Origin of the sequence: Shewanella sp. P1-14-1 (genome assembly GCF_001401775.1) — a bacterium.
Classification (GTDB): domain Bacteria; phylum Pseudomonadota; class Gammaproteobacteria; order Enterobacterales; family Shewanellaceae; genus Shewanella; species Shewanella japonica.
Genome location: NZ_LKTL01000008.1, coordinates 1 through 23,784 on the forward strand (window position 1 = coordinate 1; position 23,784 = coordinate 23,784).

20 protein-coding genes and 4 tRNA genes are annotated in these 23,784 nt (G+C 38.8%); 8 read left to right on the forward strand and 16 right to left on the reverse strand.

The annotated features are described in order from the left end of the window. Positions 1–14: 14 nt before the first annotated feature. From AN944_RS07240 to AN944_RS07250, 3 genes are all read right to left on the reverse strand, one after another. A tRNA-Cys gene (locus tag AN944_RS07240) sits at positions 15–88 on the reverse strand. Between the two features lie 17 nt (positions 89–105). After that, positions 106–181, reverse strand: a tRNA-Gly gene (locus AN944_RS07245). Positions 182–428: 247 nt separating this feature from the next. Next, the gene (locus AN944_RS07250) at positions 429–1,865 is read right to left on the reverse strand and encodes a glyceraldehyde-3-phosphate dehydrogenase (RefSeq protein ID WP_055023938.1); all 1,437 of its coding nucleotides are present in this window, start codon (positions 1,863–1,865) and stop codon (positions 429–431) included. 202 nt (positions 1,866–2,067) lie between these two features. Here AN944_RS07250 and AN944_RS07255 point away from each other — a divergent pair, with 202 nt between their 5' ends. Both AN944_RS07255 and gap read left to right on the forward strand, forming a co-directional pair. Beyond that, positions 2,068–2,898 carry a DUF2989 domain-containing protein gene (locus AN944_RS07255; RefSeq protein WP_055023939.1) on the forward strand — a complete coding sequence of 277 codons (831 nt, stop codon included), beginning with the start codon at positions 2,068–2,070 and terminating at the stop codon, positions 2,896–2,898. Between the two features lie 236 nt (positions 2,899–3,134). Continuing rightward, the gene (gap, locus tag AN944_RS07260; protein WP_055023940.1) at positions 3,135–4,145 is read left to right on the forward strand and encodes a type I glyceraldehyde-3-phosphate dehydrogenase; all 1,011 of its coding nucleotides are present in this window, start codon (positions 3,135–3,137) and stop codon (positions 4,143–4,145) included. Between the two features lie 68 nt (positions 4,146–4,213). On the opposite strand, the gene nadA is transcribed toward gap, so the two are convergent. The 5 genes from nadA to astE all read right to left on the reverse strand — a co-directional run bounded on the left by nadA (position 4,214) and on the right by astE (position 10,336). Further along, entirely contained in the window at positions 4,214–5,281 is a 1,068-nt protein-coding gene (gene nadA, locus AN944_RS07265; RefSeq protein ID WP_055023941.1) for a quinolinate synthase NadA, read from the reverse strand. A 106-nt stretch (positions 5,282–5,387) separates the two neighbouring features. Next, on the reverse strand, positions 5,388–6,986 hold the full coding sequence (locus tag AN944_RS07270; protein WP_055023942.1) for a dihydrolipoyllysine-residue acetyltransferase: 1,599 nt from the start codon (positions 6,984–6,986) through the stop codon (positions 5,388–5,390). 9 nt (positions 6,987–6,995) lie between these two features. Then, positions 6,996–7,973 (reverse strand): alpha-ketoacid dehydrogenase subunit beta, encoded by a 978-nt coding sequence (locus AN944_RS07275; RefSeq protein ID WP_055023943.1) that lies wholly within the window; start codon positions 7,971–7,973, stop codon positions 6,996–6,998. Positions 7,974–7,975: 2 nt separating this feature from the next. Next, a complete protein-coding gene (locus AN944_RS07280; protein WP_055023944.1) occupies positions 7,976–9,154 on the reverse strand; it encodes a thiamine pyrophosphate-dependent dehydrogenase E1 component subunit alpha in 1,179 nt (392 codons plus the stop codon). 150 nt (positions 9,155–9,304) lie between these two features. Beyond that, positions 9,305–10,336: a succinylglutamate desuccinylase gene (gene astE, locus AN944_RS07285; RefSeq protein ID WP_055023945.1), complete on the reverse strand. Its 1,032-nt coding sequence runs from the start codon at positions 10,334–10,336 to the stop codon at positions 9,305–9,307. 171 nt (positions 10,337–10,507) lie between these two features. On the opposite strand from astE, the gene msrA reads away from it, so the two are divergent. After that, positions 10,508–10,987 (forward strand): peptide-methionine (S)-S-oxide reductase MsrA, encoded by a 480-nt coding sequence (gene msrA, locus AN944_RS07290; protein WP_055023946.1) that lies wholly within the window; start codon positions 10,508–10,510, stop codon positions 10,985–10,987. A 167-nt stretch (positions 10,988–11,154) separates the two neighbouring features. Next, positions 11,155–12,108 (forward strand): thioredoxin-disulfide reductase, encoded by a 954-nt coding sequence (gene trxB / locus AN944_RS07295; protein ID WP_055023947.1) that lies wholly within the window; start codon positions 11,155–11,157, stop codon positions 12,106–12,108. A gap of 29 nt (positions 12,109–12,137) precedes the next feature. Here the strand turns inward: trxB and AN944_RS07300 are convergent, their stop codons facing one another. The 5 genes from AN944_RS07300 to thrS form a co-directional block, all read right to left on the reverse strand. Continuing rightward, entirely contained in the window at positions 12,138–12,692 is a 555-nt protein-coding gene (locus AN944_RS07300) for a GNAT family N-acetyltransferase (protein ID WP_055023948.1), read from the reverse strand. Between the two features lie 122 nt (positions 12,693–12,814). After that, a complete protein-coding gene (gene rplT, locus AN944_RS07305) occupies positions 12,815–13,174 on the reverse strand; it encodes a 50S ribosomal protein L20 (RefSeq protein ID WP_012325107.1) in 360 nt (119 codons plus the stop codon). A gap of 18 nt (positions 13,175–13,192) precedes the next feature. Further along, positions 13,193–13,387 (reverse strand): 50S ribosomal protein L35, encoded by a 195-nt coding sequence (rpmI, locus tag AN944_RS07310; protein ID WP_055023949.1) that lies wholly within the window; start codon positions 13,385–13,387, stop codon positions 13,193–13,195. Between the two features lie 88 nt (positions 13,388–13,475). Further along, positions 13,476–14,018, reverse strand: coding sequence for a translation initiation factor IF-3 (gene infC / locus AN944_RS21365; RefSeq protein WP_080915702.1), 543 nt, complete (start codon positions 14,016–14,018; stop codon positions 13,476–13,478). A 3-nt stretch (positions 14,019–14,021) separates the two neighbouring features. Then, positions 14,022–15,950 carry a threonine--tRNA ligase gene (gene thrS / locus AN944_RS07320; protein ID WP_055023951.1) on the reverse strand — a complete coding sequence of 643 codons (1,929 nt, stop codon included), beginning with the start codon at positions 15,948–15,950 and terminating at the stop codon, positions 14,022–14,024. 361 nt (positions 15,951–16,311) lie between these two features. On the opposite strand from thrS, the gene AN944_RS07325 reads away from it, so the two are divergent. After that, complete coding sequence (locus AN944_RS07325; RefSeq protein ID WP_055023952.1) at positions 16,312–16,512, forward strand: CPXCG motif-containing cysteine-rich protein; 201 nt, start codon at positions 16,312–16,314, stop codon at positions 16,510–16,512. A gap of 63 nt (positions 16,513–16,575) precedes the next feature. Here AN944_RS07325 and AN944_RS07330 read toward each other — a convergent pair whose 3' ends face one another. Further along, positions 16,576–17,190, reverse strand: a complete 615-nt coding sequence (locus AN944_RS07330) for a riboflavin synthase (protein WP_055023953.1) — start codon at positions 17,188–17,190, stop codon at positions 16,576–16,578. 30 nt (positions 17,191–17,220) lie between these two features. Between AN944_RS07330 and AN944_RS07335 the strand changes: the two genes are divergently transcribed. From AN944_RS07335 to AN944_RS07345, 3 genes are all read left to right on the forward strand, one after another. Then, a complete protein-coding gene (locus tag AN944_RS07335; RefSeq protein ID WP_055023954.1) occupies positions 17,221–18,591 on the forward strand; it encodes an MATE family efflux transporter in 1,371 nt (456 codons plus the stop codon). A gap of 210 nt (positions 18,592–18,801) precedes the next feature. After that, a tRNA-Val gene (locus AN944_RS07340) sits at positions 18,802–18,878 on the forward strand. Positions 18,879–18,893: 15 nt separating this feature from the next. After that, positions 18,894–18,970, forward strand: a tRNA-Val gene (locus AN944_RS07345). Between the two features lie 98 nt (positions 18,971–19,068). On the opposite strand, the gene AN944_RS07350 is transcribed toward AN944_RS07345, so the two are convergent. Together AN944_RS07350 and AN944_RS07355 are read right to left on the reverse strand one after the other, a co-directional pair. Next, positions 19,069–22,005 (reverse strand): endo-1,4-beta-xylanase, encoded by a 2,937-nt coding sequence (locus tag AN944_RS07350; protein WP_055023955.1) that lies wholly within the window; start codon positions 22,003–22,005, stop codon positions 19,069–19,071. Positions 22,006–22,562: 557 nt separating this feature from the next. Beyond that, entirely contained in the window at positions 22,563–23,663 is a 1,101-nt protein-coding gene (locus AN944_RS07355; protein WP_235530867.1) for an endo-1,4-beta-xylanase, read from the reverse strand. Positions 23,664–23,784 lie beyond the last annotated feature (121 nt).

The window sequence follows — 23,784 nt, forward strand, 5'->3', positions numbered from 1 at the left end:
TTAAACAAAATTTGTGGAGGCGCGACCCGGAGTCGAACCGAGGTCGACGGATTTGCAATCCGCAGCATAGCCATTCTGCCATCGCGCCGAAACTTGTTATTGAATTGGAGCGACATATCGGGTTCGAACCGATGACCTATACCTTGGCAAGGTATCGCTCTACCAACTGAGCTAATGTCGCCTTTCAATGCAAGTAATCAATAAGGAGTAATCTCCGTTGTTGATTTCGAAATGGATTTTACCGTTTTACGCATGACTGTCAATGCAGATTTTTTAAATAATAGCAGTTTTGAATTTGTTTGATGTTTAAATCTACGCATTGAGTGAATAATTAACAATACGAATAAAACTCAAACAATAAAAAAGCACTTCAATTGAAGTGCTTTTTTTAAAGTGTCTTTTAGATAATTAAAGACAGATTAAAAATCTTAAGCTTCTGGTAAAGATAACGTCGTTAATCCAAGCATTTTTTGCATAACACCAACAACCTGGCAGCTATAACCAAATTCGTTGTCATACCAAACATATAATATCGCACGTTTGCCATCAGCAATTGTCGCTTGTGAATCAACAACACCAGCATAGCGAGAACCGACTAAATCACTCGAAACAATTTCAGTTGAATCGGTGTAATCTACTTGGTTTTTAAGATCTGAAGTTAACGCAATATCCTTAAGATATTCATTTAATTCTTCGCGATTAGTCTCACCATTTAAATTAACACTGATAATTGCCATTGAGACATTTGGTGTCGGAACGCGAATAGCGTTGCCTGTTAATTTACCTTCCATAACGGGTAATGCTTTTGCAACAGCTTTTGCTGCGCCCGTTTCAGTAATAACCATGTTTAATGGTGCACTGCGGCCTCGACGGTCAGCACTATGGTAATTATCAATTAAGTTTTGGTCATTGGTATAAGAGTGAATCGTTTCTACGTGACCGTTTTCAATACCATACTTATCGTTAACAGCTTTCAGTACTGGCGTAATTGCATTAGTAGTACAGCTTGCTGCTGAAACAATCATGTCTTCAGGTAAAATATCGTTTTCGTTAACACCGTAAACAACATTTTTAATCGCGCCTTTAGCAGGTGCAGTTAATAATACTTTGCTTGCACCTTTGCTCTTAAGGTGAAGACCTAAACCATCTTCGTCTTTCCAAATACCTGTATTATCAACTACTAGCGCATTATTAATACCATATTGTGTGTAGTCGACTTGATCAGGTGAATTGGCATAGATGATTTGAATGTACGTACCATTGGCAATGATAGCGTTGTTCTCTTCATCAACTTCAACAGAACCGTTGAACGGCCCATGAACTGAATCACGACGTAATAAGCTCGCGCGCTTTTCTAAATCGCCTTTTTTACCACCACGTAAAACAATGGCTCGTAAACAAAGTTTATTACTCTTACCTGTTTTTTCGATCATTAATCGTGCTAATAAACGACCAATACGTCCAAAGCCATATAAAACAACGTCTTTTGATTCAACATCATCGCCAAAATTAAGACCTGCTTCCAGCTCACGAGTCATGTAAGCTTGAATTTGAGAAGCGTCTTTATTATCACGCCAGTAATTAATCGCTAGTTTACCGATATCAACTTTACAGTGTTTTACTGACAACTTACTTAATGCTTCAACAAACGGGAAGCTTTCACGTAGACGTAATTTTTCACCAATATGGCGACGAACAAGTCGATGCGCTTTAATAATTTCAATTGTAGATGCGTTTAATAGAGGTTTACCATACACTAAGACTTCAACGCCTTGATTGCGGTATAGTTTTCCTAATAAAGGCTGCATTGCTTCAGCCATTTCGAAACGTTCTTGCCAACTTTGTAGGTGTTTATCAGCGCTCATTAAAAAGATCCTTTATCTCATATTTCAGCTTTTTGTCGCAGAAAGAATTGAGTAACGAAAAGAAAAGACCAATAATCATTATTTGGTAGGGTTAACCCCTTTTGGTCGGCGACATTGTAATGAAATTTATGCGTTTTCGCCAGTAAGAAATTTTTAGTAAACCTGTAATTTTATTAGATAATTTCCTGTTTTGGAGCTAGTTTTGAACAAAAGTTTAGTAATAATTACATCATTTTCAATTTATGCTGCTTTATTCGGCTTATTTGGTTGTGATGTTGGCCGAAATAGTGGCAGCATTTGTAAAAAAAATCCTGAACTTTGTGCCGATTTACACAAGGATAGTTGGTGTTTAGTAGAAAAAGGAGACTTAATCCGTAGTCGTTATCAATTAAAGATCACTGAAAATCCGTCTGGTAAGCAACTATATGATCAATTAATTAAACTTGAATCTTATAGCAACTGCATTGAACTCGCAGCCGGCGTTAAACATATAATAAACACACATCGAACAGAAGACAGAGAACGTGCTTATGCTGTTAGCACTCAAAACTTAGCCCAATTACAAGAGTACACCAAAGACAATCCTGATATTTACCTTGCGTATTATCGTTGGACTAAATTTAATGACTTCCCCTCTCGCGATATTGTTATTAAAGCCGAACAAGCCGGTGAGCTCACTGAAACCTTTATGCTCGCTCAAGTTGCCTCTCACTATATAAAAACAGATGTCGCCAGAGCTAAATTACTTTATTTGCATTTACTCTCCCATGTTAAGGCGAGCAATATTGATTCAGATTGGCTCCTCGCTCTAGCAACCATATATAGAAGAGAACAAAATGTACAAAACGAGTATTTGTTAACTAAGGCGAATACTTTAATAAGTGATAACACTGCCTCAGAAGAAAAATTATTAGCGTTAATAGCAAACAATTCAGACTTAGCGGTGCAACTAGATGCGGAAGCGAAAGAGCTGGTAAAGGACATCAAGCAAGGAAAGTTTGCAAGCAGTCAGATAAAACATCGTTTTGAATAACCAAATGTAAAATTATTAGCTACACTAAAACACAAATCATTTACAGCACTCGCTGTATTGGACTTTCATAAAAAAGCTCAAAACCGCTTTTATTTTGAATTCTGTAAATAAAATACAGACATATTCACGATAAATGTCGCTTTTTGGGCTTTTTTACTTGACGAAATGCTCTAATTTGGTAATTTTACTACCATACGATTTACGTAACAGATTTATAATCACTTGAGGGATATGCGATGACTATCCGTGTTGCAATTAACGGCTATGGCCGTATCGGTAGAAATGTTTTACGTGCGCTTTATGAAAGCGAAAAGGATTATCCAATCGAAATCGTTGCTTTAAACGATTTGGGTGATGCTTCAATTAATGCTCACCTTACTAAATACGACTCAGTTCATGGCCGTTTCAATGCTAAAGTTGATCACGATGACGAAGCTATTTATGTCAACGGCGACAAAATCTTAACTTTCCAAGAACGTGACCCTTCTAAATTACCATGGGCAGAATTAAACGTTGATGTTGTTTATGAATGTACAGGTATTTTCACATCTAAAGACGCTGTTAAACCTCATTTAGATGCGGGTGCTAAAAAGGTCATCATTTCTGCACCAGGTAAACAAGTGGACGCTACCGTTGTTTATGGTGTTAATAATGAAGTATTAACTTCAGATATGACAGTTATCTCAAACGCTTCTTGTACTACCAACTGTCTAGCACCTTTTGCTAAGCCGTTAAACGATTCTATCGGTATTGAGTCTGGTTTAATGACAACTATTCATGCATACACAAACGATCAACGTTTATCAGATGTTTATCACACTGACTTACGTCGTGCTCGTGCCGCTGCAATGTCGATGATCCCGACTCAAACTGGTGCGGCAGCCGCTGTTGGACTTGTTGTTCCTGAACTGCAAGGTAAATTTGACGGTTTAGCCGTTCGTGTACCTACAGTAAACGTGTCATTAGTTGACCTAACGTTTGTTGCAGGTAGAGATACTAGCGTGGAAGAGATTAACGAGATCATCACTAAAGCTGCTCAAGTTGCACCATTGAGTGAAGTGCTTGCTGTCAATGAAGAACCATTAGTCTCTATTGACTTCAATCACAACCCTTACTCATCTAACTTCGATGCAACACAAACTCGTGTTAATGGTCGTTTAGTTAAAGTAATGGCTTGGTACGATAACGAATGGGGTTTCAGTAACCGCATGCTAGATAATACTGTCGCATTAATGAATGCTAAGTAATGATAGATAATAAAAAGCCCTGTTAATACAGGGCTTTTTTGTATCTGAAATAAAATTAAAGTTAGATACTAAGCATTACCTTTAACTTTCATATTCAAGGTTTTTGCAAAATCCAACATTCTATTTAATGGAATAAGCGCTTCATCACGTAGCGCGTCATCAACAAACACTTCATGCTGCGTTTTATCTTCAGCACTTAACGAAGCTTCAATTGCTTGTAAACCATTCATTGCCATCCAAGGACAATGAGCACAACTTTTACAAGTCGCTCCATTACCACCAGTCGGTGCTTCAATTAATGTTTTACCAGGCGCAGCTTGCTGCATTTTGTAGAAAATGCCGCGATCTGTAGCAACAATGAACTCTTGATTAGCCATTGTTTGCGCAGCTTTAATTAACTGGCTGGTTGACCCAACAGCATCTGCTAAAGCAACCACATTTGCTGGTGATTCAGGGTGGACAAGAATTGCTGCGTTGGGATGCTGAATTTTTAGTTCTCTTAACGCTTTTGCTTTAAATTCATCATGGACAATACAATCACCCTGCCACATTAACATGTCAGCGCCGGTTTCTTTGGCAATATAACTACCTAAGTGACGGTCAGGCCCCCAGATAATTTTTTTACCTTCGGCGTCTAAATGTTCAACGATTTCTAAGGCAATACTTGATGTCACGACCCAGTCTGCTCTTGCTTTTACAGCTGCAGATGTATTAGCGTAAACCACAACAGTATGATCAGGATGTGCGTCGCAGAACTCAGAAAATTTATCGATTGGACAGCCGATATCTAGCGAACATGTTGCTTCTAAAGTCGGCATCAAAACTGTTTTTTCAGGGCTTAAGATTTTAGACGTTTCGCCCATAAACTTAACGCCTGCTACGATGAGTTTCTTGGCAGGATGATCACGACCAAAACGAGCCATTTCAAGAGAATCAGATACACACCCTCCTGTTTCTTCTGCCAGAGCTTGTATTTCAGGATCGGTATAATAGTGTGCAACTAAAACAGCATCTTGTTCGATTAATAACTGTTTAATTCTTGCTTTGTAATCTGCTTTTTCAGCGTCTGACAACACAGCAGGTTTAGCAGGAAAAGGATATTCAATAGAGTCAATATTCGGTGCCGAGGTGATCATTATGGTTCCGAGAAGTTACAACGTCCGAGGATTATACAAAAACACTTAACAAAATTAAAGGACGCATTAGCGTCCTTTAATTTGATTATGCTGAAAACAATGATGACTACTTCATCGCTAATAGCATTTCTTGTGGTTGCTCAAGATATTGTTTCCACAAATTACAAAAACGAGCAATGGTGCCACCATCAATAACACGATGATCGCCAGACCAACTCACTTGCATAATCTTACGTGCTTCAACTTCACCTTTAGCATTAAATCGAGGCAATACCTGTAGTTTACCTAAAGCAACAATTGCGACTTCTGGTTTATTGATAATTGGCGTGGCTACTGTGCCACCTAAAGCGCCAATATTAGAAATTGAAATCGTGCCACCTTTTAAATCCGCTGGGCTGACTCGTCCACTTCTAGCGGCGTTAGTTAGTCGCGTGATTTCTGCGGCAACATCAAGAATAGATTTATCTTGTACGTCTTTGACATTTGGTACTAGCAAACCCACTTTTGAATCAACGGCCATACCAATATTATGACTTGCCTTGTATGTTAACTCGCTACAATCTGAATTAACTTGGCTGTTCATCACTGGGAATGAATTGATTGCTAAAGACATTGCCTTCATAAAGAAAGGCATCATGGTTAGTTTTACTTCATCTGATGAATAACGTTCTTTCATCTCAGTACGAAGTGCTACTAATTCTGTTAAATCAAACTCTTCACAATAAGTAAAGTGAGGAATAGTTGAAACTGACTCAACCATCATCTTAGCCATAACCGCTTTTACGCCTTTAATTGGCTCTACTGTATCTGCAGCTTGTTTGACAATAGACTGTGAAACCGTGTCGTTAACAGGTGATTGTGTCGGAGTCGTAACAGGTTGAGCCTGAGCATTCGAAGAACTGCCATTGGCAAAGTTTTCTACATCTTCTTTATATACTCGACCATTCTTACCACTGCCGGGTACATTAGCAATGTTGATATCTAACGTTCTCGCTAAGCGACGAACGGCAGGACTTGCTAATGCTTTTCCTTGTGGTACTGAAGAAGTCGCTGAAGCCACGGCTGTCGTTGCCGTTTCTACTTGCGTAGATTCAACCACTGAGCTTGTTGATTCAACTTCAATAGCAAATAAAGGTTCATGAACTTTAGCAAGTTGACCCTTTCGGTAATGCAGCTTAATAATTTTACCATTTTTAATTGCTGGTATTTGTACTAACGCTTTATCAGTCATGACATCGGCGATGGGTTGATCTTCAACGACTTGATCCCCCTCTTCTACAAGCCACTCAACTAATTCACATTCAACAATACCTTCACCTATATCCGGTAAAAGGAATTCTTCAACAGCTTTACCAGATACGGTTACTGAATCAGTCGTTGAGCTAATTTCTACATTCTGCTGTTCAGTCGATACTTGATCATCGTGATTCTGTGATGAACTTTCTTCTGTTTTCTCGGCTGACGTTGCTTCAATATCAACGGCGTATAAAGGCTCATGTACTTTAGCTATTTCACCTTTTGCATAGTATAACTTAGTCACAACGCCACCATGTGGTGCTGGAATTTGTACTAATGCTTTATCTGTCATAACGTCAGCGATAGGTTGATCTTCAACGATAACATCGCCTTCTTTGACCATCCAATCAACTAACTCACATTCAACTACACCTTCGCCAATGTCAGGCAAAATAAAATCTTTAATCATATCTTGCTCCTAATAATTGACTGAAGCTTTAATAGCTTCATAAGTTTTTAGCTCATCAGGCATGTATTCTTTTTCAAGAATCAAAGGATATGGTGTATCAAGACCACAAACACGGCTGATTGGCGACTCTAGGTGTAAAAAACATTCTTGTTGGATTTGCGCAGCAATCTCACCAGCAAATCCACCTGTTAAAGGTGCTTCGTGGTTAATCAGAAGTCTTCCTGTTTTCTTAACCGATGCAGCTACGGTATCAACATCCCATGGAGACAAAGTACGTAAATCGACAATTTCACAAGAAATACCGTCTTTTTCTGCCATTTTGGCCGCTTTTTCTAAAATTTCCATCTGAGCGCCCCAACCTAATAAGGTTATATCGCTACCTACTTTAACGACTTCAGCTTTACCGAGTTCGATAACAAAATCACCAGCAGGTACTTCGCCAACAGATGCACGATACAAACGTTTAGGTTCAAAAAAGATAACAGGGTTAGGATCGCGAATTGATGCTAACAATAACCCTTTAGCTTGTTCTGGGTTACGGGGTACTACAACCTTTAATCCTGGAGTTTGTGTGAAGTAAGCCTCAGGAGATTGTGAATGATAATGACCACCTGCAATACCACCACCGTAAGGTGTTCTAAAGGTTAAACCACCGACATTAAACTGATTGCCACTGCGGTATCTGAATTTGGCAGTTTCATTTACGATTTGATCAAAGGCTGGAAAAATGTAATCAGCAAATTGAATTTCAGCAACTGCAGTCATGCCGTTTGAGGCTAGACCATTGGCAAAACCTGCAATGCCTTGTTCTGTTAACGGTGTATTGAAACAACGTTCACGACCAAATTTTTCTTGTAAACCAGAAGTTGCACGGAAAACACCACCAAAATGGCCAACATCTTCGCCAAATACTACCATGCACTCATCATCAGTCATTGCGATTGATAACGCATCGTTGATGGCGTGTAACATATTCATTTCAGCCACGATTAAATTCTCCCTGCACTTTTTGGATATGACTTTGGATATTTCTTAATATGTTGTTTTAGCTCTGCCAATTGCTTTTCAAGGGCTGGCGTTGGCTTATCCAATACATCTGTAATCAATGAGTCAAGGTGCGGTAATGGCACTTTCTCTGCGACTTTTACTGCGTTTAACACTTCTTCTCGGTAATGTTCATACTGAGCAGCGTCGTCTTTTTCGTTTAGCCAATCTTTATTGATCATCCAAAGCTTAAAGCGTTTTACGGGATCATGTTGTTCCCACTTGGCTTCTTCTTCTTTAGAGCGATAACCTGAAGGATCATCCGATGATGAATGCGCACCAAGACGATATGTCATCGCTTCAATCAACACTGGTGCATTATGCTCAAGTGCATAAGCTCTAGCTTGTTGTGTTGCAGCTAATACTGCAAGCATGTCATTACCATCAACTCTAATAGTGTGCATACCATAACCAACACCACGACTCGCAATACCATTACCAGCAAATTGCTCTTCGGTTGGAGTTGAAATGGCGTAACCATTGTTACGGCAGAAAAAGATAGTCGGAGACTTAAGCACTGCGGCCATATTTAAGCCAGCATGAAAATCACCTTCTGAAGCTGCACCTTCACCAAAGTAGCAAATTGCTACGTTACGTTTACCTTGTAACTTGAATGCATGAGCAACACCTGTTGCTTGCGGTATTTGCGTCGCTAGAGGTGAAGAAATGGTTTGATAATTAAGTTCATTACTGCCGTAATGAATAGGCATTTGACGCCCTTTGCCTAAATCTTTCTCATTACTGAACATTTGATTCATGAACTGCTCTGTAGTGAAACCACGATAGCGTAAAGAAGCATGCTCACGGTACTGGGCAAGAATTACGTCGCCATCATCAAGCGCAGCTGTACTACCAATAATTGAGGCTTCTTCACCAGTACAGGTCATGTAAAAACTAATCCGACCTTGACGCTGCGCACTTAACATACGTTCGTCTAAAACACGGGTAAATACACAAGTGTCGTAAATACGTTCAGCTAGTGCTTGATCAATGACAGGCATCACCGCATTTTCATATGTGGTACCGTCTGCTTGCAGAATTTTTAAAATAGGAATGTGCAATGACGCTTTGTCTAAGAAGCTGACACGATGCACTGTTTCATTATTCAGCGGTGCGTTGCTCATATTATGCTCTTGTTATCTGAGGCCTTATAAAATAAAGCTTAATTTATTATATGCGAAAGCACATTACGTTAACGTAAACTTACTATCAACTAATGTGCTTTCTTGTTGGTAAATAACCTTGCAAAAAATTTGTATATCTAACTTTACAAGTTATTGAATATCTTCATTGGGCGCTGGTACTAAACATAATACCGTGCGTTGCCCAACAGGTACATTTTCATTTGGAAAAACGATAGCTTCGTAGGGCTCTATAACCTTTATCTGTTGATTATTTTCAATTGCTAAAGTCTGGCCTTGCTCAAAGCCTGTAAAGTTTTCAGTCGTCTTAGAAAATGAAAAAGCAAAATCATCAAAATGCTTATTGATTGAACGTGATACTTTATACAGGTTGAGTTTATTGCTATCGAATACTGCTAATTCTGGTTCTATTTGAGTAATTAGCGCCGCTAACATTTTGTGGGTATTTGCAAATTTATGCATATCATTTTCACCAAATGGCATAACTTTACCTAGCTCAACGGTAAACGCATCAGCTTTAAATTGCTCTGATGAAAAATAACTAAATGTTGTTGTGGGTTCGTGATGAAACAAAATCGTATCTACATCGCAGCCTGCTAAAAACATTATTTGTTTTGCACTGAATGATCTGCCTGGTCTGTAGGGATATATCGCAAACTTTTCATGCTTTGAAGGCTTGATAGCAGTGTGCAAATCGTAATGAATACGCTGCGAGTTATCATTGTCATAGAAAAAATCACTGACGTATTTTTCTAGCGCTTTAGCTCTCACTCGCTCTTTATTTATCAGCCCTTCTCCATCTGAATGAGCACCTGAAAACAAACGGTTCATGTTCTCTTCAACAAAGCGTGTTTGAGTCAATATAGAATCAGGGTTACCAATAATGAATAAAACACGATGCAGCGTTTCTATTTTACAAGTAAGTAAATCACTGATGAGTTTGTTACATATTTCTATAGGCGCGGTTTCATTACCATGAATGGCACATGATAAAACCACATCCTTTGTAGAGCCAGATGCGGGGCTAAAGCTGATTACACCATTATCTAAGATTGTGACTGTTGTTTGATTTGATAATGTGAATGCTTGGCTTTTTAAAGGCTTATCAATATTGGCCAAAGTAAAAGCGAGAAAGTCATGATCGTCCATTAATTGCTGAAACACAAAGACTCCTTGAAAGACGTTTAAACGAATAGGTTTCATAATCGTGTTGATTCTAACACATTCAATGAACGCGAACGTTAAGTGTCATTTAACAAAATGTAAATCTTTGCTTGCATTCCTGCTGTGAACAAATATACTTTTAGCCATCTAGACTTCTTTATGGGTATAACTATGACATTAGCAACATTTGGTGCAGGCTGTTTTTGGGGCGTCGAATACTTCTTTAAACAAGTAGAAGGTGTTTTAGATGCCAAATGCGGTTATATGGGCGGGAATGATCAATACCAAACTTATGCTGAAGTTAAAGCGGGTAGAACTGGCCATGCCGAAGTAGTTCAAGTTGAATTTGACGAAACCATCGTCTCATACGAAACCTTAGTCGCTGTTTTTTGGCAAAATCACAATCCGACGACCTTGAATCAACAAGGTGAAGATATTGGCACACAGTATAGAAGCACTATCTTTTTCCATGATGATCAACAAAAAGAAATAGCTGAGTCAGCAAAACAACAATTAATCGCCAGTGGCAAATGGGGAAACCGTCAAATTGTTACAGAAATTGTACCATTAAAGCGTTTTCACATTGCCGAAGAATACCACCAAAATTATCTAGAAAAGAATGACTTACCGAGCTGCCATATTTCGTTTTAACAAGTAAGCGCTGAAAATAAGTATAAAAAGGCACCACTTTGGTGTCTTTTGTGTACATAGTCGATTAAAGCAATCTATAAGTTAGACCGAACTGCGCTTTACCCGCCCCGTTAAATTCCCTACAATCCATTCAAATTGCTTAGGCATATGAATACGGAGATATAACAATGAGTCAAGCACGTCATATTAACCTACTGATATTAGGTTCTGGCCCTGCTGGTTACACGGCTGCAGTTTATGCTGCACGCGCAAATTTAAAACCAGTTATGATCACTGGTATGCAACAAGGTGGACAGCTTACGACAACGACCGAAGTTGAAAACTGGCCTGGTGACGCGAATGATCTTACTGGCCCTGCATTAATGGAAAGAATGCAGCAGCATGCTGAAAAGTTTGATACAGAGATTATCTTTGACCATATTAACGAAGTTGATTTCAGTGAGCGCCCATTTAAATTAAAAGGTGACAACGGTGAATTCACTTGTGATGCCTTAATTATCGCAACAGGTGCGTCAGCTAAATATCTAGGTTTGCCTTCTGAAGAGGCATTCATGGGACGTGGTGTTTCTGCTTGTGCAACGTGTGACGGATTCTTTTATCGAAATCAAAAAGTGGCCGTTGTAGGTGGTGGTAATACTGCCGTTGAAGAAGCACTATATTTAAGTAATATCGCATCAGAAGTTCATTTGATTCATCGTAGAGATAGTTTCCGCTCTGAAAAAATCTTAATCAACCGATTAATGGATAAAGTAGCGAGTGGCAACATTATTCTACATTTAGATCAAACTCTCGATGAAGTTGTTGGCGATAATATGGGTGTTACGGGTCTAAAGATGAAGAGTACTAAAGATGGTGCGATTTCAGATTTAGACGTTGCGGGTGTATTTATTGCTATTGGTCATAGTCCAAATACCGGTATTTTTGATGGTCAATTAACCATGAATCATGGTTATATTACTGTAAATAGTGGACTACAAGGAAATGCTACCCAAACGAGTATTGAAGGTATTTATGCTTGTGGTGACGTTATGGATCAACATTATCGTCAAGCTATTACATCTGCCGGTTCTGGTTGTATGGCAGCGTTAGATGCTGAACGTTTCTTAGACGCTCAAAAATAAATTGCTATTTTTAGAATAAAGCCAACTATTTAGTTGGCTTTATTTGTGTCTTTTGAATATAAAACAACGTCTACATCGCCTTCCACATCAGGGTGCGACAGTTTTTCAATATATTTCATACCCAGTTTTTTCATTATATTAATTGAAGCTAGGTTTTCTTCATCTGCAATGGCGGAAAAGTGCTTTATGTTTTGCTGAGTTGTAAGCAAATGCTCCATCACAGCTTTTGCACTTTCAGTCGCTATTCCTCTTCCCCATGTTGATTGTTTAAAACGCCAGCCAATTTCTAAATCAGAATATGAAGGAGACAGAGTGAAGAAATGCATAGGTCGAATGAGTATCCAACCAAGAAAAGAACTAGGATGCTCTTTAAGAGATACTTTCCAAAGTCCCCAACCTCGTTCTGGGTTGATGTATTTAGCTAACCTCGGAATATAAATGTCTTCTATTTCTTGCGCTGAAGTGACTTTGCCACCGTTTATGTATTGCATCACAGCAGGGTCTTGATCTAACTCAAACAACAAGTCGCCATCGTTGAGTGTCATTAAACTAATTTGCAATCGTTCAGTGTGTAACTGTTCCATGTAAGTACACCTATTCTCTAAAGTATTAACACAACATTTTATTCGGTGTTTTTACTATCCTATAAGAATTTTGGGCATAAAAAAAGGAACCCGAAGGCTCCTTCTTTAAGCATAATAGCTAATTACTTAGCTAAAGCTTCTTTTGCTTTTTCAACTAAAGTAGTGAAAACTACTTTGTCGAATACAGCGATGTCAGCCAAAATCTTACGATCGATTTCGATTGATGCTTTTTTAAGGCCATTAATGAAACGGCTATAAGAAAGACCATTTTGACGAGAAGCCGCATTGATACGTGCAATCCAAAGTTGACGGAATTGACGTTTCTTCTGACGACGGTCACGGTAAGCATATTGACCAGCTTTAGTTACTGCTTGAACAGCAACGCGGTAAGTACGTGAGCGAGCTCCGTAATAACCTTTGGCTAATTTAAGTACTTTCTTGTGACGAGCACGAGCGGTTACACCACGCTTAACTCTAGGCATTGTTCATATCTCCTTTAATTAAGCGTATGGTAGTTGACGTGCGATTGCTGGCACATCAGACTTTGCAACTAAACATTTAGCACGTAAGTGACGTTTACGCTTAGTGCTCTTCTTTGTCAAAATATGACGTAAGTGTGCTTGTTTACGCTTGAAACCATTAGCGGTTTTTCTGAAGCGCTTTTGAACACCCTTATCTGTTTTCATTTTAGGCATTGCTAAAACTCCGCATTGGGACATTAATAAAACGTAAGGCGAGCAAAACCCTCAAAAGGACTTTGCTACTTTTTAGTGGGTTGCCCTACTATTTCTTTTTAGGTGCGAGGACCATAACTGCTTGTCGACCTTCCATTTTAGGGAAAGATTCAACTACAGCATATGTTTCCAAATCACCTTTGATACGGTTCAAAAGATCCATACCTAGGCTTTGGTGTGCCATTTCGCGACCACGGAAACGCAGCGTAATTTTCGCTTTGTCCCCATCTTCAAGAAAACGAATCAGGTTGCGTAGTTTTACCTGATAGTCGTTTTCATCAGTGCCAGGACGGAATTTTATTTCCTTCAGCTGGACCTGTTTCTGCTTCTTCTTTTGTTCCTTTTGTGCTTTCGCTTTATCAAAAAGGAACTTACCGTAGTCCATTATGCGACAGACAGGTGGCTCAGCATTAGGGCTGATTTCAACTAGGTCTACACCTGCTTCGTCAGCTAATTCCTGTGCCTGTGAAATACTAACGATTCCAACTGCCTCACCATTGATATCCGATAAACGAACTTCTGGTACGCCAGTGATTTCATCGTTAATACGATTAGGGGCTGGCTGTCGCCCTGCTGCTCTCTTGATCTTTATGACCTATTCCTCCAACAATAATAGACTACGGCTAGAAATTTGTTCTTGTATCTTGGCAGCGAAATCATTGATTTTCATCTTACCTAAATCGATACCGTCACGTGTTCTTACCGCAACTTCCTTATTTTCCATTTCTTGATCGCCTACGACCAATAAATAAGGTACACGCTTAAGCGTATGTTCACGTATTTTAAAGCCTATTTTCTCATTCCTCAAGTCTTTAGATGCACGAATGCCACTTTCTTTGAAAGTTTTAACAATTTCGTCAACATAATCAGACTGTTTATCAGTAATATTCATAACAATTACTTGCACAGGTGCAAGCCATGTTGGGAATTTACCTGCATATTCTTCAATAAGAATACCTAAGAAACGTTCAAGAGACCCTAAAATAGCTCTATGGATCATAACTGGTGTCTGGCGAGTGTTATCTTCTGCAACGTAAGTTGCACCAAGACGCGCTGGTAATGCGTAATCTAATTGGACAGTACCACACTGCCAAGCTCGGTCTAAGCAGTCATGTAATGTAAATTCGATTTTCGGGCCGTAGAATGCACCTTCTCCTGGTAACACTTCAAATTCAATGTTATTTGCATCTAAAGCTTGCTTAAGTGCCTCTTCTGCTCTATCCCACATATCATCATCACCGATACGCTTTTCTGGGCGTGTCGATAATTTAACAACGATATTGTTGAAGCCAAAGCTACCATAAGTATCGTAAACCATTTGGATACATTCACTTACCTGCTCTTGAACTTGTTCATCAGTACAGAAAACATGTGCATCATCTTGGGTAAAGCCACGTACGCGCATTAAGCCGTGAAGTGAACCAGATGGTTCATTACGATGACAACAACCAAACTCAGCCATTTTCAATGGTAAGTCGCGGTAAGATTTTAGTCCTTGATTAAAGATTTGAACGTGACCAGGACAGTTCATTGGTTTAATCGCATACTCACGATTTTCACTGTTTGTGGTAAACATCGCGTCAGCATATTTGTCCCAGTGGCCTGAACGTTCCCATAAGTTACGATCCATCATCAACGGACCTTTAACTTCTTGGTAAGTATATTGGCCTAGCTTTTGACGAATAAACTTCTCAAGCTCTAGATATAAACTCCAACCGTCGTTATGCCAGAACACCATACCTGGTGCTTCTTCTTGCATATGGTATAGATCAAGTTGCTTACCAATCTTACGGTGATCACGTTTTGCCGCTTCTTCAAGACGGTTCAAATGCACTTTTAATGCTTTTTTGTCTGCCCAAGCTGTACCATAAACACGCTGCAACATCTTGTTATCAGAGTTACCGCGCCAGTATGCACCTGCAACACTCATTAGTTTAAAGTGATGACAGAATTTCATGTTTGGCACATGCGGACCACGACACATGTCAGTATATTCTTCATGGTGATATAAAGCAGGTGTTGAATCCTTGCTAATATTTTCATCAAGAATTGCAATTTTGTATTCTTCGCCACGTGACTCAAAAGTGTCACGAGCTTCTTGCCAAGAAACAACTTTCTTAACAACACTATAATTTGTTTTTGCTAATGCCAACATACGCTTTTCAAGCGCATCAATATCTTCTTGCGTTAGCTTGTGGTCTAAATCGATGTCGTAGTAAAAACCGTTATCGATAACAGGACCAATCGCCATTTTGGTTTCAGGCCACATTTGCTTAATAGCATGCCCTAATAAATGCGCACAAGAATGGCGAAGGATTTCAACACCTTCTTCGTCTTTAGCCGTAATGATAGACAATTCTGAGTCTGTTGTGATCAAGTCACAAGCGTCTACTAGCTCGCCATTAACGCGGCCAGCGATACAAGCTTTAGCTAAACCAGGACCAATGTCGGCTGCGACATCTAATGTTGATACAGAATCTGCAAACTCGCGTTTGCTGCCATCAGGCAATGTAATAATAGGCATTGTATTTCCTTATCCAGTGGTGACCCACACGTAGGGCCACTTGGTAATAATAAATAAAAAAGAAATGCCACCAAACTACAGACATTACAGGAGCCTGAGTTAATAGCGGCATGAGTTTGCATTCTAATTGAAAAGCCCTTTTGCAATCAAGTAATGCGGAGTAATAGAGCTTGTTATCGATAAATTAATTGATATGAACAGCATAATAGATGATCAATACAAAGAAATGCTGATAGTTAATCCCATACTAAGATTTTATATCCTTACTTAGACACTCAACTATAATTTAATTCTAAAGCGTAATTTTGACCCAATTACACAGGTTTCGGACAATGTTGAATGCTATATAAAGGAGTATGTTATGAATTTAGTCAGCAGAGTGATCAGTTGCCCACATTGTGGACATAATCAGCATGTTCATATAGATACAAGTTGCGGAGATCAAGAATATTATGACGATTGCAGAGTATGCTGTAACCCAATTCACATGACCTTATTAGTGAATGATGCCAATCGCACCATTCAACTATTTATAGATACCGATGATGAGCAACTATATTAATTAACCTACGCTAGTGCTTGGTATAACACTAAACGATGAAGGAAGCTTATCGTTTTGGTTAGACTAACCTAGCGCTTTTTTAGCTAATATACGTTCTACAGTGTCTACAATAACTTGAGTTTGGCTATCGATTTCTATATTGATTCGATCGCCAATAGTAATATCACTCAAATTAGTCAATTTTAATGTTTCGGGGATTAAGTGCAGCTTAAAGCTGTTACCACTTAATTCACCAACGGTTAAACTACAACCATTAACACCTATAAATCCTTTATAAAAAATATAGTCCATCCACCGTGCAGGTACAGTAAGTGTTATGTTGTAATGTTTATCCGTTTGACTAATTTCTGTCACTTCTGCCATTGTGTGTACGTGACCAGACAAAATATGTCCGCCAATCTCTTTACCGAACGTTAATGAGCGCTCAATATTAACTTTGTTACCTGGCTCAACAAAATTCAGGTTTGTCACTTGTAAGGTCTCTTCCATTACATCGAAATAAACACTATTATTCTCAAGTTTAGTGACAGTCAAACAAACTCCATTATTGGCAACACTTGCACCTGTCTCAAGTCCTTGTTGTAGTTCTTCTGGAATATTAACTTCAAATGTTTTTAAACCACTTTGCTCTATAATTGAAACCACTTCACAAGTGGCTTGAACGATACCAGTAAACATATTTTCACTCGTTAGTTATAAGGTTTCTTAATGAATCACACAGGCTTTCAAGCCAAAAAGTTAATCCAATTAGCTTTGCCCGTTTTAATTGCCCAAGTTACACAAACCATGATGGGCTTTATTGACACTGTAATGGCAGGTCGAGTTAGTGCTGTTGATATGGCAGCGGTTGCTATTGGTACTAGTCTTTGGTTACCAGCACTGTTATTTGTGCAAGGACTTATTCTCGCATTTACGCCTGTATTTGCCCATCATCATGGTGCAAATAATCCTAAAGCGATTCAACCTCTCATGTCACAAGCTTTCTATATTGCCATAATTGGTAGTCTGGGTGTGTTGCTGTTCCTCTCATTTGCGCAAACTATTTTCGACATGATGGAATTAGAACCAGAACTTGCTGAGTTAAGTGCTGGATATTTACATGGTTTTATGTGGGGTGTTCCAGCGTTTATTTTGTATCAGATACTCAGAGGTTGCTCTGAAGGTATTTCCTATACACTACCGACTATGATCATCGGCTTTGTTGGTTTAGCTGTGAATATTCCTGCTAACTATATTTTTATTTATGGACATTTTGGTGTTCCAGCGATGGGCGGCGCAGGTTGTGGTATTGCAACAGCACTCGTATTTTGGGCCATGATGATTGCTATGATGATTTACATGCAATTTCATCAAAAATTCGCCGAAATCGAACCTTTTAAACGCCTTAATAAACCTAACTGGAAAACCATTTGGGAAATGTTGAAGCACGGTATGCCGATCGCAATGGCATTATTTTTTGAAGTCAGTTTATTTGCCGTCATAGCATTATTGTTAGCTCCACTAGGTGCAACTGTTGTCGCTGGACATCAGATAGCGCTAAATTTTTCATCTATCGTATTTATGTTGCCATTATCTATTGGTATTGCAGTATCTATCCGCGTGGGTTATTACTTAGGACAAGACAAACTCGACATATCTAACTTAGTTACCAAGATAGGGTTATTCATTGCTTTTTCATTAGCCGTCATTACGGCCGTGATCACAGTGTTATTTAAAACCCAAATTGCCCTACTGTATAATAACAACCCTGAAGTGGTCGCGTTAGCTGGTAGCTTAATGTTCCTAGCGGCACTGTATCAGCTATCTGACTCAATCCAAGTGGTTGCTGCAGGTGCATTACGTGGTTATAAAGATACTCAAAGTGCCTTTTATATTACCCTTGTGTCTTATTGGGCTATCGGAATGACGTTAGGTTACTTATTAGCAAGAACCGATATCATTGTACCAGCCATGGGTGCACACGGTTTTTGGATTGGTCTTATTGCAGGCCTAACTAGTGCTGCAATATTATTTGCCCTGCGTCTAAGATACATACAAAAATCTGGGAAATTTAAAGCAGTCATTGAAGAACGCAGTTAATAGCGACTATCGATTTGAATTAACCAAATAAAATCTTAGTTTTACAGCGGAAATTAAATAAATCTTAGCCTTTGTGCTGTAATAAGATTCAATTTGAACAGCAATTCACCATTCAAACAATTTTTTTGTTTTTTTACTTGCATCAAGCGACGTATACCGTAATATATCGCTCGTTCCAAAGATTACATGAATATGTAGTCTTTAAACGATACAACTGTAGCTCAGCTGGTTAGAGCACCACCTTGACATGGTGGGGGTCGGTGGTTCGAATCCACTCAGTTGTACCATTTAAAAGATATTATACAACTGTAGCTCAGCTGGTTAGAGCACCACCTTGACATGGTGGGGGTCGGTGGTTCGAATCCACTCAGTTGTACCATCTTTAACTTCTAAACCAGCGAAAGCTGGTTTTTTTGTACCACAAAAAAACACCATCAATAATCAATGGTGTTTTGTTGGGGGAGATAAAAATGTTAGTTATGGATTAACTGATACGTCATCTAATAAGTAATCCACTCCTATAGGTAATCCATCAAAATACATAAATAACTCCGCTAATGTACATTCTGGTACCACTAATTCACCGGTGACTTGTTGCCAATCAAGATTATTGATCAATCCAGCACCTACGCCGTTATACAGTTCACTGTCACCTTCACAACGTGATTTAACCGTAATAGAGATATTGTGTTCAATAGTGCTCATGCTGCTGATTTTAGACCAAGCTGTGATTTGATAAGTCTGACCAGCTGTTGCCGTAGGTAATAAATCATATACGGCGCCCTGCCATTCTGCAGTCCTATTTTGAACCAATGCACTAAAATTTCCTGAATGAGCATCGATATCAGTTTGGCTAATATTTGCATCTCCCCATGTTACCCAACCTTGTGTATCCTGTTCAAAATGAGGGTTTGTGATGAGATTATTTGGGTCTTCAAGCAATTCTGTACTGATAGTCACTTCATCTAGATAGATATTTGCATCAATAACAGGTCCATCAAAGTAAACAAATACCTCTTCCAATTGGCAATTTGGTAAGGTTAACGAACCATTTATAGCTGTCCAACCATCATTAGTTGCTTGAACACTGGCTAATTGTTGATATTGCTCTGTTTCACCAGCACAGAGTGTTTTAACTGTAATGTTAACAGGATTGGATTCAATACCTTCAATGCGTGTATATCCATTAATATTAATCAATTGACCCGCTTGAACACGTGATAATAAATCAATTAACGGTCCTTGCCATGTGCCAGTCCTATTAGATAATAATGCACTTTGAGTCCCCTGATATGCCTGCGCTGAAGTAACTTGTAAATCTCCGCCCCACGCACTCCAGCTATCAAGACCATGTTCAAAATCACTATATTGTATAACCGCGTTAATGGGTTGCGTGATGGCTTCATGTAATACCACGTCATCTAAGAATATATTTACCTCAGGAGATGGCCCTTCAAAATACAATACAGCTTCAATGAAGTTACAATTAGGAATAGTGACCAAGCCGCCAAGTAAACGCCACTCAGTATTGCTGGCTGTCGTCCCTCCTACACCAATATATTGATCCCCAGTAGGACAAGTTACTCGAATGGTCGCTTTTACGGTGGCTTGAGAGGCTGAAATTAAACTCTGTGCAAATAACTGATATGAATTACCCGCTGTTACTATATTGGTTAAATCTAATGCAGGTCCTTGCCAGGTTTCTGTTCTGTCGACAGCAAGCAGGCTTTGCGACCCCGAATAGGCATTATCAGTTGTTATTGTTAAGACAGGATCACCAAATGAAAACCATTCATGATTAACCTGCTCAAAATCACTATTATCAATTAGATTAGGCCCAAATCCTTCAGTATTTGGCACTAAGCGTTTAGGTCTCAGGGTTAAGCCATCAACAAATAAGTCTATACCTGCTTGTGGGCCTTCTATATATAAAGATGCCGTTAATGAGTCGCAATCAGGTGTTGTAAAGCTTGCCGTAATTTGAGACCAACGAAATAGTCGAGGAGAGACTGTATCTAAGGATTGGTATATCGCACCTTCACTATCACACTGTGTCATTAAACTTAATGATACTTGTTGATTTCGTGCAAGTACGCGAGTCCAAACACTAGTATCGTACTCTTGAGCGGGTTTTATAACTTCACTTATATCGTAAACTGCACCATGCCAATTTTCAGTACGGTTCTTTACTCTTAATCCACCACGGCCATTTTTTGCAAAAAAAGCGGTTCGCTTAAGTTCACCAGCCCAGGTCGACCAGCCATCAAGACCGATTTCCAAATTACCATTAGCGATTAAATTGGGTAGTTGCCCTGCTTCATCAGCTTCAATTCTTAATAAACCATCTGCAACACCAAAATATGCCGGTTTACGTTGATATTCATCATCATAGATGAGTGGATCATCTTCACCAAACTCTCCATCAATCCAGGTGTATTTGTCAGTGAATCCCCAAAGCGTAAACGCATCACATTGACGTACATTCATACATGCATTCACAGCACGATGATAAACTTGTTGTTGTATCGCTAGATTGGTGACATCGTCCCAAGGAAGTGAAGATATTCTAACGTCAATCTCACTAATGTTGACTGATAAGCCAAGATCCGCAAAACGTTGTAAATTTGCTGTCATCTCTTCAGTACTAGGTGCAGAAGCGGCATCTAGGTGCATTTGAAACCCTATTCCATCAATAGGTACACCATCAGCAATTAATTCAGCCATCATGGTATAAACGGCATCTGATTTAGCATTGATGGAATCAATACCATAATCGTTGTAAAATAATTTCGCTCTTGGATCTGCAGCCCTTGCTGAAATATAGGCATCAGCAATATAAGATTTTCCTAATTTTTTGTAAAAAACAGATTGTCTATAGTTAGCATCATCACCCATAACCTCATTAACAACATCCCAGGCATAAATTTCACCTGCATAATATTGCATTGTGGTGGTGATATGATTATCAATCATTTGTGCTAGCGTTGCTGCATCAACTTGTTCATTGACAAAATTTGGTGCCTGTCTGTGCCAAACTAATGCGTGTCCTTTAACTTTTTGTTTGTTGTCTTGGGTAACCGCCAACATGGAATCAAAAGCACTAAAATCCCATTCATTGGCGCTAACGGGTTGCAAAGGTCCCCACTTTGCTACGTTCTCCGGAGTAATATAGTTAAACTCAGATGCAAGTAGTGATAAATAATCTTCTTCACCTGAAGCCATGACACCATAACTCGGTGCAGTCCCCATTTTTTTACGTGCTTTTTTACTTGCATCTGCAAGAGTTTCGACATGGCTGAAAAAATTAAACTTTTTCCAATCCGATTTTTTTTGCGGAGCAGCCTCCGCAATATTTATTGTTAACGTGGCTAATGCTAACGCGCATAACCCACCGTTTTTTACATGCTTGTTCATTAACTAATCCTTAAATAGATTCAGTTTTAAGGCAAAGAAAGCCCAAATGATTTTTTGATTGTTTTAGCTCTTATTCAGTGACTGCTTTTTAAACCGAATAACAAAAAACTAACATATGGTCTTTTTGACAACAAGCTGAATTTTTGATCTATCTATTTTAAAGAGCACAATACCGATACTGGTAATACACACAAATGATAAGCAATTGGGTTTACTAAATTATTGGCAAATAAAGGCATTACTTAATGTTAAGTAAAATTAAATGATGGCAATTTGGGCTTGATAAAGTTTAATTGTTTATTTTTTCTGATGTGATTTTTAAGCAGATAAATTCACTTAACGCAGTTTCAATAAACAATCATTTTTGAAAGATACCCTTGATGCCCATTACAAAAGGCTTCAAGGATAAAATTTAGATCATTTGTTGGCGATTTGGGGTCAACTTATAAATCAGTTGTCATGTATCTATTCACAATAATTCAGATAGTTACTAAAAATATTGTTTGGTCAAATATTGCGTAACTTAAAACTAGCTACACAATACTAGATTTAGCCCGCTATTGAATTTTCGGTATGTTCAAGATTGAAGTTAGAGCAGGTTTATAGCTTAAATCGCGATTCCATAACAATGGATAGTTAGTTCTTTGTGGAATAGGATAATCATTTTTCCAAGACATCGTGTCATGTACTCCCCAAAACGTGACTCGGTCAATTTTATCCTTCTTACGGTAAAACAATTCGAACAAAGCCTGATATCTTTTAGTAAGTTGCACTTGAACCGAATTAGGTAAACCATCACGATATGGGTCTAAATATGCTTTAAACTCTGACAGTTGAAATTGTGGGTGTGAGAAAGCCTGTCCAATGACTTGCCCATGCTTGGTAAATGGTAGTACGTCTATATCTAATTCTGTAATCATTACCTTTAACCCGAGCGCTGCATATGCATCAATTGCTGCTTCAATTTGCTCAATTTCAGGATAATTAAGTCCCCAATGTGCTTGAATACCGATACCATCAATTCTAATGCCTTCATCCTGTAGTAACTTGACCATTCGGATGATGCCATCACGTTTATTTGGCCTCCATGCATTAAAATCGTTGTAATATAGTTCTGTATTGGGTGCATATTCAGCAGCAAACTGATATGCATATTTCACGAGTTTATCCCCATCACCCACGGCCTTAACCCAATTCGTTTGGCGATAATATCCATCCTCACCAATCACTTCATTAACAACATCCCATGCATCGACTTTGCCAGCATATCTTCCTGCAACAAGTTTAATGTGCTGTTTCATTCTGTCTAATTGCTGCTCAGAAGAATTTGCTGAGTTGTCAGGTTGTAAGAAAAACCAATCAGGTGTTTGGTTATGCCAAACTAATGTATGCCCAATAATGAACATCTTATGTTGTAAACCGAACTCAACAAAATTGTCAGCTTCAGTGAATTCATAATATGAACGTGTAGGATTAACAACATCAGCTTTCATGGCATTTTCTAACGTTATGCTATTGAACTGAGTCGTTACAATATCGGTCAATTTAGGCGAATTACCGTTGAGGATTGATTCATTTATCGCAACTCCAACTTTAAAGTGGCCATTATAGTGATTTTTTAAAGTCTCTAAAGTTAGGGTTTGTTCATTATTCGCCACCGTATACCCTGAAAAGAAACACAGACTTGTAAAAATACAGATAATTATTGGCTTAAGATAAACACCATATAGTGAACTGGTAATATTCTTGTATCTTTTTCCCTTGGAACACCTTTGACTA

Bases quoted from the DNA above. Each gene is read 5' to 3' on its own strand.
- gap (WP_055023940.1), top strand. From the start codon at position 3,135: ATGACTATCCGTGTTGCAATTAACGGCTATGGCCGTATCGGTAGAAAT.
- AN944_RS07270 (WP_055023942.1), bottom strand. From the start codon at position 6,986: ATGATTAAAGATTTTATTTTGCCTGACATTGGCGAAGGTGTAGTTGAA.
- AN944_RS07250 (WP_055023938.1), bottom strand. From the start codon at position 1,865: ATGAGCGCTGATAAACACCTACAAAGTTGGCAAGAACGTTTCGAAATG.
- thrS (WP_055023951.1), bottom strand. From the start codon at position 15,950: ATGCCTATTATTACATTGCCTGATGGCAGCAAACGCGAGTTTGCAGAT.
- AN944_RS07330 (WP_055023953.1), bottom strand. From the start codon at position 17,190: ATGTTTACTGGTATCGTTCAAGCCACTTGTGAAGTGGTTTCAATTATA.
- AN944_RS07350 (WP_055023955.1), bottom strand. From the start codon at position 22,005: ATGAACAAGCATGTAAAAAACGGTGGGTTATGCGCGTTAGCATTAGCC.
- AN944_RS07300 (WP_055023948.1), bottom strand. From the start codon at position 12,692: ATGGAACAGTTACACACTGAACGATTGCAAATTAGTTTAATGACACTC.
- AN944_RS07280 (WP_055023944.1), bottom strand. From the start codon at position 9,154: ATGAGCAACGCACCGCTGAATAATGAAACAGTGCATCGTGTCAGCTTC.
- trxB (WP_055023947.1), top strand. From the start codon at position 11,155: ATGAGTCAAGCACGTCATATTAACCTACTGATATTAGGTTCTGGCCCT.
- msrA (WP_055023946.1), top strand. From the start codon at position 10,508: ATGACATTAGCAACATTTGGTGCAGGCTGTTTTTGGGGCGTCGAATAC.
- rplT (WP_012325107.1), bottom strand. From the start codon at position 13,174: ATGCCTAGAGTTAAGCGTGGTGTAACCGCTCGTGCTCGTCACAAGAAA.
- rpmI (WP_055023949.1), bottom strand. From the start codon at position 13,387: ATGCCTAAAATGAAAACAGATAAGGGTGTTCAAAAGCGCTTCAGAAAA.
- AN944_RS07335 (WP_055023954.1), top strand. From the start codon at position 17,221: ATGAATCACACAGGCTTTCAAGCCAAAAAGTTAATCCAATTAGCTTTG.
- AN944_RS07325 (WP_055023952.1), top strand. From the start codon at position 16,312: ATGAATTTAGTCAGCAGAGTGATCAGTTGCCCACATTGTGGACATAAT.
- nadA (WP_055023941.1), bottom strand. From the start codon at position 5,281: ATGATCACCTCGGCACCGAATATTGACTCTATTGAATATCCTTTTCCT.